At 35.5% G+C, this 12,966-nt stretch carries 7 protein-coding genes; 1 reads left to right on the forward strand and 6 read right to left on the reverse strand.

The features are described 5' to 3' along the window. Window positions 1-161: 161 nt before the first annotated feature. Window positions 162-1,118, reverse strand: a complete 957-nt coding sequence (locus EYD45_RS02935) for a dihydrodipicolinate synthase family protein (protein WP_130962842.1) — start codon at window positions 1,116-1,118, stop codon at window positions 162-164. Between the two features lie 113 nt (window positions 1,119-1,231). Here EYD45_RS02935 and EYD45_RS02940 point away from each other — a divergent pair, with 113 nt between their 5' ends. Continuing rightward, complete coding sequence (locus EYD45_RS02940) at window positions 1,232-2,092, forward strand: AraC family transcriptional regulator (RefSeq protein ID WP_317127922.1); 861 nt, start codon at window positions 1,232-1,234, stop codon at window positions 2,090-2,092. Here EYD45_RS02940 and EYD45_RS02945 read toward each other — a convergent pair. Genes EYD45_RS02945 through EYD45_RS02965 form a run of 5 tightly spaced genes read right to left on the reverse strand, consistent with a single transcriptional unit; the run spans window position 2,089 to window position 12,962 of the window. Then, the gene (locus EYD45_RS02945) at window positions 2,089-3,459 is read right to left on the reverse strand and encodes a sulfatase-like hydrolase/transferase (RefSeq protein WP_207303281.1); all 1,371 of its coding nucleotides are present in this window, start codon (window positions 3,457-3,459) and stop codon (window positions 2,089-2,091) included. The genes EYD45_RS02940 and EYD45_RS02945 overlap by 4 nt on opposite strands. A 45-nt stretch (window positions 3,460-3,504) precedes the next feature. After that, complete coding sequence (locus tag EYD45_RS02950) at window positions 3,505-6,729, reverse strand: glycoside hydrolase family 2 TIM barrel-domain containing protein (protein WP_130962845.1); 3,225 nt, start codon at window positions 6,727-6,729, stop codon at window positions 3,505-3,507. A gap of 3 nt (window positions 6,730-6,732) precedes the next feature. Further along, window positions 6,733-9,537: a sugar-binding domain-containing protein gene (locus tag EYD45_RS02955; protein WP_130962846.1), complete on the reverse strand. Its 2,805-nt coding sequence runs from the start codon at window positions 9,535-9,537 to the stop codon at window positions 6,733-6,735. Window positions 9,538-9,570: 33 nt separating this feature from the next. Continuing rightward, window positions 9,571-11,445: a sulfatase family protein gene (locus tag EYD45_RS02960; RefSeq protein ID WP_207303282.1), complete on the reverse strand. Its 1,875-nt coding sequence runs from the start codon at window positions 11,443-11,445 to the stop codon at window positions 9,571-9,573. A gap of 5 nt (window positions 11,446-11,450) precedes the next feature. Beyond that, complete coding sequence (locus tag EYD45_RS02965; protein ID WP_130962847.1) at window positions 11,451-12,962, reverse strand: sulfatase family protein; 1,512 nt, start codon at window positions 12,960-12,962, stop codon at window positions 11,451-11,453. Window positions 12,963-12,966 lie beyond the last annotated feature (4 nt).

The raw sequence follows: 12,966 nt of genomic DNA on the forward strand, positions 1-12,966 counted from the left end.
TTGTAACCTACTTTTTTGATACTAGGTGTTTTTGCCATCAACACCTTAAAATAAAAACTTTTTCTCACAACCATTTCTAGAATTATGAGAAACGTGTTATAAAGTATTCATTTTACCTTTTGTAAAAACGAAGCTTTCTTATTTTTAAATATTTGAAAGCATCAAGTTACTAAGTCCAGGACTTCAAGTCTTTCTTTTGCTAGAATATATCTCGCATGTACATCATCAATTTGCTGCTTGGTTAATTGCTTACCATAGGTTCGCAGCCCTCCAGCAACATCATTATGATGAATTCCCATAGCAAGTTTAAGATATTCCAAAAGCAGTGGTTGAGCATCCAGATACGATATGGAATTTAAAGCCTGAGAAATTTTGTTTGCTTTAGCCCATTCCCCATTTGAAACATACTCTTGCATGGTAACACTTGCTTTTGGGAAGATACAACCTACACCTGTAATCCCACCACATGCTCCAGCAAGTCCTGCATGAACAGTGACTGTATCTACTCCTGCCAAAACTTTTAAATCTTTGTTCTCTAACATCAGCGTTTCAATAATTGAAACATCTATAGTCGATATTTTAAGCGCTGTTACTTTAGGAAGCTCAGAAAGTCTTAAAAGAAGATCAGTTGAAAGCGAATGATAACCAGCTGCGTCAGGATTATTATAAGGCATCACTGTTATACCCATTTCTGTTGCAGTTGCTTCCGAAAGCGCATAATAGTCATACATTTCTTTTTCAGAAGGAACCTCCTTAGTTTTTGGCGGCATAACCATGACGGTATCAACTCCCACTGTGGCAAGCCCTTCAATGATTTTGGCAAGTTCTTCCTTAGTTTCTGCTGAAGCTCCGCTGATTAACGGAACATTGTATTCTTTAGCAACCTCAGAAAGGGATTTGAGTAAAGAAAGGCGCTGTGTGTTACTCAAATAGCTATTCTCACCAAGGGTACCAGAACCTACAAGTCCGCTCATTCTGCTTCCGCCCTTTCCTTTAGTTTTTAAAATACCTGCGGCCTGTTTTTGTGTTGTATCAAAGTCAATTTCAAGAGCACCAGATTTTGACTCTTTCAACCATGTAAACACTGCAGGCATGACACCATCCCAATTGGATTTCATTTATTTATTCTTTTTAATAGTTATAAAACTATATAAATATTACCATCAACAATACTACTAAATTATTCTTTTTTAATATTATATTATCCATTTATTTAAATTACGCTTATATTTTGAGTATTTTTGTATTAATGAAAGTACACCCTTTTAAAATACCAAAGCCAGAAAATAGCGCATTAATTTATCAAGAAGATATTGAAGCTGTTTTTTATGATAAGTTGCATCAACATAATGAAATTCAGATTAGTTTTATAGAAAAAGGAAACGGAACTCTACTGGTAGGTGATCATATTTCTAGTTATGTAGAAAATGATATTTTTATTATTGGCAGTAATTTACCACACGCTTTTAAAAGTGATAAACACGGTGCAACTGAATCTAAAATGTTGAGTTTATTTTTTACTGAATCTTCTTTTGGTGATACGTTTTTTGAATTGAGTGAATTTAAAGAACTTAACCGTTTTTTCGTGAAATCTACAAAAGGGTTGGTTGTAAAAAGTAATAAAAGTGACATTATTGAATGCTTTAAAAAACTAAAAAAAGCCTCTAAATTAGAACGATTTATTTTGCTTTTAGAAATTTTAAAACGCATTGCTACTGCTAAATCTGAAACACTTTCCACGTTTATCTATGAAAAAACCTATTCTGATAACGAGGGTAATCGTATGCGTCATGTTTTTGAATACACGATGACTAACTATCAAAAAGACATTTCATTAGAAACTATTGCAAATGAGGCGAATATGACCAAAAATGCATTTTGTAAATATTTTAAAAAACGAACTAACAAAACGTACGTTACCTTTTTAAATGAAATACGAGTTGAGCACGCCACAAGGCTCTTAGAACAACAGGTAGATTTACCTATTATTGAAATAGCTGAATTATCTGGATTTAACAATTTATCAAACTTTAATAGGCAATACAAAAAAGTAAAAGGACACATTCCTTCCTTTGTTAGGAAGCGTGTTTAGTCTTGCTTTCGGTTTTTAAAGGCAGCACTCCAAATGTCTTTGTATTCTGGTGCTTTATTTTGCATAAGCTGTTTATGAATATGATAGGTGACATCCATCCAAGGTTTACTTTCATCCCATAATGGCGCTACTAGTTGTGTTTCCCAATTAGTGTATTGTGACTGAAGTGTTTCTAATGCTTCTCCATTTGTTTCTGAAAGATCATTGGTTTCGCCTAAATCTTCACTTAAATTATATAGCACAGTACCATAATTATTAAGATGAACCTGTTTTAAATCGCCCATTCTAGCAGCTGACTCTTCTAATTTTCTCCAAAATAAGGTCTCATGTGGATTGCCCCGATTTTCTCCTTTTAAATAAGGCAATAAGTCTTCACCATCTAATTCTAAAGTTTCTGGTTTTTCAATTTCAGCAGCACTTAAAGACGTTGTAAAAATATCCAAGGAAGATGTTAAGCCATCAAAAGTGTTATCGCCTTCAATCATTTTTGGCCAACTCACTAGAAACGGCACACGGTGTCCGCCTTCAAATTTATTGCCCTTCCAGCCTTTTAATGGCCCAGTGGAAGATTGATTGTTATGAGCGCCTCCATTATCACTTAAAAAGTAGATTAACGTATTATCCCGCTTACCTGTATTTTCAAGTGTTTTCAAAAGTTTACCAATATTTTCATCCAAACACCACGTCATACCTGCTAATTCTTTACGTGGATGGTTTTTAAAGGTTTCTAAATCTTGCTCTTTCGCATGCATTGGCGTGTGTACCGCATTGTATGACAGATACATAAAAAACGGTTTATCTTTTGAAGCTTCTATAAATGTGACGGATTGATTTCCTAAAACATCTGTCATATACCCATCAAAGACAACACGTTTCCCATTATGCTGTAGCATTTTTTCTTTTGAAGGATTTTCTAATGGAAAATAAGAACGACTTCCCGCTAAAAACCCATAGAATTCGTCAAACCCTCGTTGGTTGGGATGGTCTGAAGCGTCCTCTCCCAAATGCCATTTTCCCAAAGCATAGGTATTGTAGCCATTATTTTTAAAGACATCGGCTATGGTAACTACATCATCACTCAAACCAATTCCTCCTGTACCGTTAGCTTCAAAACCAAAACGCTGTTGGTATTTTCCCGTGATTAATCCTGCTCTTGACGGTGCGCAAACTGTAGCACTTACATGTGCATCGGTAAACACAACTCCGCTTTTAGCTAAAGCATCAATATTTGGTGTTTGTAAATCTTTGCTTCCCATAAAACCAAAATCTACATAACCAGCATCATCTATTAAAATAATGATAACGTTTGGTGGTTCGCTTTTTGAAACTTCTGTTTTTGTTTTGCATGCAGAAACAAAAACTAACATCAAAATACATATTAAGGAGAAGCGACTCATCTATAAGAATTATAGCTATTGAATTGGAATTATACGATAAGAAAACGATTGGTTTTGCGCCTTAATTTGGTATTGCTCCAAAGGTCTTGTCCACCAACTTGTATCTCCCCCAACACCCATTTGTGCATTGTCAATATTAATATTGACTAAGTCTCTTTCTACAATATCTATGGTGTGTCGTTGTTGTTTTGTGTCACCTGCATCAAAATCTGAATTGTATTGATGGTGTGCACTAAAACTTAAAAACTTAGGGCCTGTTATTTTGATGCCTTGTCCTTTAGCATCAGTAAATGTTACCCAACGAATATCGGTTCTGTATCCGTTTTCTTGCGGTCTTATGTATGGATAATACAGTTCTGAAACCGAAGCTTTGTAATTGCCAACAAACTGCGATGTTTTTCTATCTTGATAGTTTTCTAGAGGGCCTCTACCATACCAATTGACGTTATCCAGATCTTTATTAACAATGAAATTTGTTCCAAAGCGAGGCATATTTGGCAAGTCCTTTTTAACGTCCAATAATTGAGTTTTTACTGTGATTTGCCCTGACGCATCAATTTGATATGCTATTTGTAGTGTTGCGATATAATCCGGTAATTTATAGCTTGCTAAGAGTTGAATTGAATTTCCTTTTTTGTTTATTTCTTTTATTGATGCTATATCATAAGTTGACTTTTCATCTTTCAAAACCATAGAAACCAACGCACTATTCTCAGTAGCTTTTTTCCAAATACCGAAATGTTTTGGCATGTTAAAACCAAAATCATTATCCGTTGTTGCTCTCCAAAAATTAGGCGTGATTCCTTTTAAAATGATATTTCCGTTTCCGTAATCTAAACTGGATAGCTCACCAGAGTCCTTATTAAAACTAGCTGTAACTGCCTTAGATTTGAAGACAATGTCATTTTCAGTTGCTGAAACTGATATAATTTCTTTACTATTTTCTTTGAATTTAGGGGAATATTTACCCGAAATAAACTGTGCCTTAGCTAAAGGAAATCCTTTTGATAGTAATGGTAATTTCTTATGTGTTACAGCTGAAAAATTAAGTGCATATTCATTTTCGCTATAATCAAGTTCAGGTAAATCTAACTTCACTTTTTTTGAGGTTTCAGGGGTTATATCTAAAACTCCTAAACTACCAGATGCTACTTTTTTACCTGCTTTAAATAGCTCCCAATCTATTTTAAAATGATTCAAATTAGTAAAAAAATACTCATTAGTAATTTTCACTTCACCAGATTTAAAATCAGCCTCAGAAAAATGAATATTTTGATATACCTTTTTAAGTTCTTCCAACCCAGGATGTGCCGTCCTATCAGGGTTTACAATACCATTTAAGCAAAAGTTAGCATCATGATGCAAGTGTCCAGCACTAAAATCACCACCATAGCCCCAATATTTTCGGCCATCTTCAGTTTCTGCTACTAAGCCTTGATCTACCCAATCCCAAATAAAACCACCTTGCAATACATCGTATTTTCGAATCACATGCCAATAATCCTTAAAATTTCCGAGACTATTTCCCATGGCATGAGAATACTCGCATAAAATGAGTGGTCGTTTTGGGTTGTTTTCTGCATATTTGATTAACTGAGGAATACGGTCGTACATCGGTGCTTGAATATCTGTATTCTCATATTTGGTAGCGCCTTCGTACTGTGTTGGTCGTGTGGAGTCGTTTGCTTTTAGCCAATCGTAAGTTGCAAAAAAGTTATCACCATTTCCTGCTTCGTTCCCTAAAGACCATGTGACGATTGATGGATGGTTTTTATCGCGTTCAAACATGCGCATCGTTCTATCTAAATGGGCTTGCTTCCAATCTTCGCGGTAGGCTGGATGTACTTTTTTAAGCTCTGGCTTTTTATCTAATCCTTGGTTTGTTGTTCCCATACCATGGGTTTCAATGTTAGCTTCATCAATCACATAAAAGCCATATTGATCACATAAACCATAGAAAAAAGTGTTTTTTGGATAATGACTACAACGAATGGCATTGATGTTATTCTGCTTCATTATAGTTAAATCCTTCAGCGTTAATGCTTCGTCAACAACGTGCCCCTTGCTTTCATCATGGTCGTGTAAATTCACACCCTTTAAAAGAATTGGTTTACCGTTAACCAAGAACTGACTGTTCTTTATCGTAATATTTCTAAACCCTGTTTTTAGCGTTGTAGCTTGTTCTACCTTTCCGTTTTCATCTTTTAAAGCTATTAAGACAGTATAAAGGTTTGGTGTTTCTGCTGTCCATGGTTTTACGTTTGGAATACTTGTTTGAAATGCAATAGATTTTTCCTCTCCAGAATGGATTTTTAACGCTTTATCCTTTGAAAAAACCTGAGTATCCCCATTCAACAATTCAACATGAATACGTTTATTACCGTCGGATTTAGAGGTGTTTTTCAAATCTACAGTTAGCGAGAATTCACCTTGGGTGTAGTTATTGCTTAAGTCACCATTTAATTTAATATCTTTAATTGATGCAGGGTTTTCGGCACGTAAATACACGTCTCGCTCTATACCACTTATTCTCCAAAAATCCTGGTCTTCAATATAGCTAGCATCAGACCAACGTAACACTTGTACAGCAATTTGATTTTCACCAGAAGTAATAAACTCGGTAATGTTAAATTCTGCTGGTGTTTTACTGCCCTCGTTATACCCTACAAATTCGCCATTGATGTAAACATACATAGCGCCACTAACTCCTGCAAAATGTAGATACACCTCTTTTTCATCCCAATTTTTATGTAAGTTAAAACTACGTTTGTAACTCCCCACGTTGTTCATATGATGAGGAATATAAGGTGGGTTTTTAGGAAAAGCGTATTTGATGTTGCTGTATATAGGCAACCCAAAGCCCTGTAATTCCCAGTTGGAAGGGACTGTAATTGTATCCCAACCTTTTAGACTGAAATCATTCTTATAGAAATCTTCTGGTCTGCTTTGCACACTATCAGTATAATAAAATTGCCAAGTGCCATTTAATGATTTGTAAAAATCTGATGCTTGCCAATTTTTATCTTCTAGTGCTTCTGTTATACTAGGAAAACTGTAAAATGTAGCTTTGGGATTCTCTCTATTAATTTGAAAAATTTCTGGATTTTCCCATTCTGGATTTTCCCAAACAGAGGCTTGATAAACAGGCCGTTTTTTTGGTGCACTTTCACAGCCAATACTACATACTAAAACACAAAAGAGAACACCAATTCCGACATATAACCGTAAATATTTGTTCATCCTTTAGTTATATATATCTTCAGTAGAAAACTTACCTTGTTTTTTATCCAGTTTTATCTCTTTCAAATCTTGAATAGTTACTGTTTTAGATGGTGAAAACGCATCACTAGCCATGTATTCCAATACACTATGACGTAATTGTCTTGCTACAGGTCTTTTATCTAAATTAGATATTAAATCTATTGATGAAAACACCAATGTACCATTACCTACCTTAGCTTCAAACATATTTGATAAATGATGATTGGTTACAAAATTATCAATAACTCTAACTATCGGCGTAACATCCAAATCGTCCGTAATAACAGATTTTGAATTAATACATAAATCCCACCACTGCCAATTAGTATGCGTATCTGTTGGAAAATCATTAAACGCTGGGTGCTCCGTATCAACTAAAACACCCATTGTTGCAGGTTGATTAGGAAAATGAACAGGACTCCAAAATACTGGTACAAAACGCCCCTCAATACCTTTTAACGTTTTAAAATCAGAATTTAGTAACACCTTTCCACCTTTGCTAAGTGCTTGTTCTGCAACAGCATAAGATGATGTTACTATAATGTCTTTTTTAGATAACTCTACTTTTTTAGGATACACCCAAATGTTCCATGAGTTTTTATATTTTGTACCGTCTAAACTCACTTCAACTTTCAATTTCTTAGCAGTATCTGTATTCACTTCAAAGGTGATTTCTCCTAAATTGGTATTATTACCAATGGCTAAATTTACTTGCTGTATTTTAGAATTCGCAAGAGTATTACCAGCTTCATCTGCAATAGTCCAAGACATATTTTTATTATCCATTGGCTTAAAGAAATTAGATACCTCAATTAAGGCCTTAAATGTTTCACCGTTTTCATAAACCGCTTTTTCAAACCTTAAAAGAGGGACTAACTCGCTATTAAACTGACTAAATTCTTCTGCTGAAATCACACCTTTAGATTCCCAAAATGCATTTAGCAAACCTACCAATGCCGTACCTTGTCCGGGGAAATCTTGTAATTGTAATAATTGAAACCCATCAAAACTCGGCGTTTTTAAAGCACGCTCTATTTCTTCTTTATAAAGAATTGCTGCTAATTTTCCAGAATTATGTGTAAAATCTGGTGCTAAATCGAGTAATCCTTTTTTCTCTAAATCGTTTCTTACTGCGATTAAGTTTAGTGGTTCTAAAACACCTGTATATTTTTCGATTTCACTCATATCTGGATATACAGAATATTGTCCGATTTCATGTGATATTAAAGGCTTTGTTATGTGCTCGCTGGTAGATGAGTAATCTGCATTAAAATGAGGTGCTTTATCATTAAAAATACCTTGTCCACGAACCCATCCTTTGTCCGTGTACTGCGTAATAAAGAAATCGTCCTGTGGTTGTGGTATTTTCCCCATTGTTGATTTTCTCCTGTGTGGCTGAAAAGAATAAACTGTAGTGATATACATGTGTCTATCATCTTTTGCTTTTAATTCTGCAACCATGCTGTTTAACAAGCTTTCATCACCTTCAAGCTCATTACCTAAAGCCATAAAAAGAAACGAAGGGTGATTGCCATAATCTTTGAGTATTTTTTGACCTTCAGCTCTTAAAAATTGTGTTGTGTTTTCATCTTCACCAACTTTTAAACTCCAATGTGGTAATTCTACGAGGTAGTAAAACCCAGCTTCATCTGCTGCTTCAAATGCTGCTTTTGGTGGGCACCAAGAGTGAAATCGCAGGTGATTTAAACCATACGCCTTGGCTTGTTTTATTAAGGTTGCCCATTCTTCTTTTTCCATTGGTGGATGCCCTGTTAATGGAAAAATAACACACTCTAAATTACCTCTTAAAAAAATACGTTGGTTGTTTAAGGTAAGGTCGCCATTATTATTTCCAACTACTTTATAACCAAAATCTGTACTTACATTACCTGTATTGGTAGTAACAGAGATAGTGTATAAATTCGGATTAAATTCATCCCACAATTCAAGACCGTCTGGTTTGTCTAAGCTTAATTCAAACAGGTTATCTGATGCTGCCGAAACAGCATGTTGCACATTGTAAACTTCTTCACCATTTAATTTTTGAATTACTACCTCAACCTTATCTTCTGCGGCTGTTGGTTGTTCAAAAGTAACTTTTAGTGTTTTTAAATCTTTATTAGGATACACCTGAATGTTTGTTGGCTGGTTTGAATCTGAAGCTTCAAGTGACATATCACCTAGAATACCATTCCATTTAATTTGTGTATGATTCGTATATGCATGCGCCATATCCTGATTTACCTTATCTGGATAGCGATTTCCTGCTACATTAATATTTGGAAATTTGTTGGAATTATCAACAACTACAGTTAGTAAGTGTTTTCCTGAGGAAATATTTTTTGGCAACTCAAAACTATGTTTACCAATTAAACTATTGGCAGATCCTATTTTTTCACCATTTAAATACACTGTCGATTCCCACAACACCCGTTCTAACTTTAAAGTGATGGTTTGTTGCTCCCAAGAACTAGGAATTTCAACCTCTTTTTGATACCAAGCTTTTCCAATATATTGATGCTTTCTTGCTAAATTAGACATCACGTAATTATTAATGGCGGGTTCCAATGTATTTGGAGTTCCTAAACCTGCATCATCTAAAGTTGCTGGCAAACTAATTGGTGTTCCTGCAAATTTATTAGCTGCCCAATTATTATCAGCTCCAACGTTTGTGGAATCTAATTTTACTTGCCACGCTCCAGATAAATCAATGTGTTCAATTTTAGGATTGGTGCATGCGCTTAATATTAGTGCGACAACAATAATTACTGTTTGAAATAATCTCATCGTATTTGGTTTAATCAGTTGAGTATTTAAATTTTATATAGCTTTTCTAAGTTCTTGACTTTGCATAAAATCAAGGCAAGCGCTTTTTACGTGCCAATTGAGGTTTTCGTTTTTTAGCAATGCTTCAATTGTGGGTTCAAAGGGCGCCCTATCCTGAAAATAGAGCATATAGTTAATGGACATTAAAGCCAAAGTCCAATTGTCACTTTTAGCAAAATTGTCTAAAATCTCTATAGAGCTCTTGCTTTTGAATTTCTTATACAACATTGCCGAAATAGTGATAGCCACTGGAGGATATTCATCTTGAAGTGCCTCGTTTAACTCTTTTTCATAAGGCTCCAATAGGGATTTATCCTGAGACATTAACCCAATACTTGCCCAATACCTAACCATATCGTCATTGCTTTTAAGCAAGTCTATTTGAGTTTTTGTAACCTCTGCTCCTTTTTTACCTGATAGTGATGCCACTCTATAAATTTCCTTGAAATTATATTTGGTATCATCCAAACGATATGCATAAGCCTTTTGTGTTTCGGAGATGTTTACCATACTATATTCTGTCATAAATAGCACATCTTTGGAGGCTAAAAGCGTGCTATCCATAAATTGTCTCATATCCTCTAAAACAGATTTATAATTTGGATTCTCTGCTAAATTATGTTCTTCCCAAATATCATTTTCAATATCATACAATACTTCATAAGGGCGCTCATCAAAAATGCGCGATTGGAATGCGTTGAGTTTATTATGATTTAAATCCTTACGCATGTGCTTTGTGATATCGGCAATTTCAAGGTAATGAATGTAACGTGCTTCAGGGACAAACGGCATAAAGTTTCTGGAATACAAAAACCGTCCGTCGGTTACACTCCTTACTAAATCTAGGCCATTATCTACCCTATCGGTTGAAAGTAAAAGGCGTTTATTATTTTCTTTTGAATTGTCACTGAAAAAATTGATGCCGTTCATATAGTCAGGAACCTCACCTCCCAACAAACTAATCATCGTTGGCCCTAAATCTTCAAAACTGATAAGGTCTTCCGTAGACTTTCCAATCTTCCAAGGAGACAAATGTTTGAATTTCTCAGGAAACCAAACTACAAATGGCACACGGTATCCCAAATTGATGCCGGTAGTCTTAGCTCTTGGAATCCCCTCACCATGATCTGCATAAAAGAAAATTATGGTATCATCTTTTAGACCGTCATCTTCAAGCTTCTGCAATAACTCGCCTATTCTGTTATCCGTTAGTTTGATAGAATTATATACCCTTGCAAATTGCTTGCGCATTTCTGGCGTATCGTTATAAAATGGTGGTATATCAAAAGCATCATCGGCAATTTTATCTTCCTCAGGTAAATGATCCCAAACATGCTTTTCATACTGCTCAAACGTCCACGACATAGTTCGCGACTGATGGGATTCAGCAAAATTGAATACCGAAAAAAACGGTTGCCCCTTTTCCCTATTCTTCCAAGTAGCTTTGTTTGAACTTTCATCCCATGCCTCCTTTATAAAATCTTTTTCGTTGGCAATATTATAGTCCGTTTTAGAATTGTTAGTAGTGTAATACCCTAATTGCTTCAAATAATAAGGAAAGCCTTTGATATCATCTGGAATTGGATACTGACTCCTTTGATGCCCTGTACCCATTTTAAACGTTCTAACACCTGTAATTATAGTGGACCTGCTTGCGGCACAAACGGTTCCTGTGGAGAATGCATTGGTAAAACGTATGCCTTCATCCGCCAATTTATCAATAACTGGAGTACTTGCACTTTCGTTACCATAACAACCAATAAATTGCGGCGATGTATCTTCAATAGTTATCCATAATATATTTGGTTTATCTTGAGTTTTACAAGATAAAATCGATAATAAGGATACGATGTAGAATAACTTTTTCAAAGTATTTATTTTTCAAGAATTGATTTTAATTCCGCTTCCATTTTCGCAACAACTTCTGGGTTTTCATCTGCCATGTTTTTAGATTCTGAAGGGTCTTCATCTAAATTGAATAACTGTGGCTCTGGATGAAATCCTGGGTCAACAAATTTTTGAACAATCCAATTAGGAACGGGCTTATCTTTGGGCATAATGTATTTCCAATTCCCCATTCGCAAGCCGTAAGTATATGCTTCTTCCAAAAGAAATTCACGTCCTTTACTTGATTTTCCCAACCAAGCATCTATAAAATTCTTGCTATCAACACCATCATCCTTGGCTATCTTTTGATTGACTAATGATGCCAAAGAAGCATACAAATCTACCTGGGACAACAGAGCAGAACTTGTACCTGCTTTAACCTCTTTAGGCCAATGCACAATTGTAGGCATTCGTGTTCCAGCTTCGTAAGCAGAGTATTTACTACCTCTATACACACCACCAGGTTTATGGTCGCCTACCAATTCTCTGGCATAATCTAAATACCCATCATCTAAAATGGGACCATTGTCACTCGTGAAAATCATCAAGGTATTTTCTAACAAACCTTGCTTTTCTAATGCTTTTGAAATTTGCCCCACACACCAATCCATTTGTGCTATCACGTCTCCACGTGGCCCCATGGTACTGCTCTCCACAAATTTTATATTGGCAATTCTGGGTTGGTGAATATCGTGTAATGAAAAATACAAGAAGAACGGATTATCCTTGTTTTCATCTATATACGCTGTGGCTTTATCACTTAATACAAAAGGAATTTCCTCATCTACCCAGAGTGCTTCTTTTCCACCTTTCATATAGCCGATTCTGCTAATTCCATTTATTACCGCACCTTGATGGTAGGGGTCCGTATGTTGTTTTAACAATTCTGGATGCTGAAATCCCCAAGGATAACCTTCTATTCGTGTACCATAACTTACCGTTATTGGGTCGTTAGGGTCCAGATTTACCACTTCTTGATTTTCAACAAATACACAAGGTACTCTATCACCAGTTGCGGGAATTAAAAAACTATAATCAAAACCTACCTCCTCTGGACCTAAAGGAATTTTTTTATTCCAATCTATTTTTCCATTTCCTAGGCCTAAATGCCATTTACCAACTATACCTGTGTTATAGCCTGCTTTTTGAAGCATTTTTGGCAATGTCCCCATATTTGGATCGATAATCAATGGTGCATCACCTTCAAGAATATGTGCTTTTCTTCTAAAGGCATAACTCCCTGTTAATAGTGAGTATCGTGATGGTGTACATGTTGAAGCTGAACAATGTGCATCGGTAAAATTAAGTCCATTACTGGCCAGTTTGTCAATATGTGGTGTTTCCACTCCTATGGCGCCATTCACACCAATATCACCATACCCCAAATCATCAACATATATGATAACGATATTAGGGTTTGCCCTTTGTGCACACGCATTAAAAGCGATACAAATCAGGACAGCAAATACAGCACTTTTGAGTGGAGTTAGTATATTCATGGTT

It is taken from the genome of Hyunsoonleella flava (assembly GCF_004310325.1).
GTDB lineage: Bacteria > Bacteroidota > Bacteroidia > Flavobacteriales > Flavobacteriaceae > Jejuia > Jejuia flava.

Bases quoted from the DNA above. Each gene is read 5' to 3' on its own strand.
- EYD45_RS02935 (WP_130962842.1), bottom strand. From the start codon at position 1,118: ATGAAATCCAATTGGGATGGTGTCATGCCTGCAGTGTTTACATGGTTG.
- EYD45_RS02945 (WP_207303281.1), bottom strand. From the start codon at position 3,459: ATGTTAGTTTTTGTTTCTGCATGCAAAACAAAAACAGAAGTTTCAAAA.
- EYD45_RS02950 (WP_130962845.1), bottom strand. From the start codon at position 6,729: ATGAACAAATATTTACGGTTATATGTCGGAATTGGTGTTCTCTTTTGT.
- EYD45_RS02955 (WP_130962846.1), bottom strand. From the start codon at position 9,537: ATGAGATTATTTCAAACAGTAATTATTGTTGTCGCACTAATATTAAGC.
- EYD45_RS02965 (WP_130962847.1), bottom strand. From the start codon at position 12,962: ATGAATATACTAACTCCACTCAAAAGTGCTGTATTTGCTGTCCTGATT.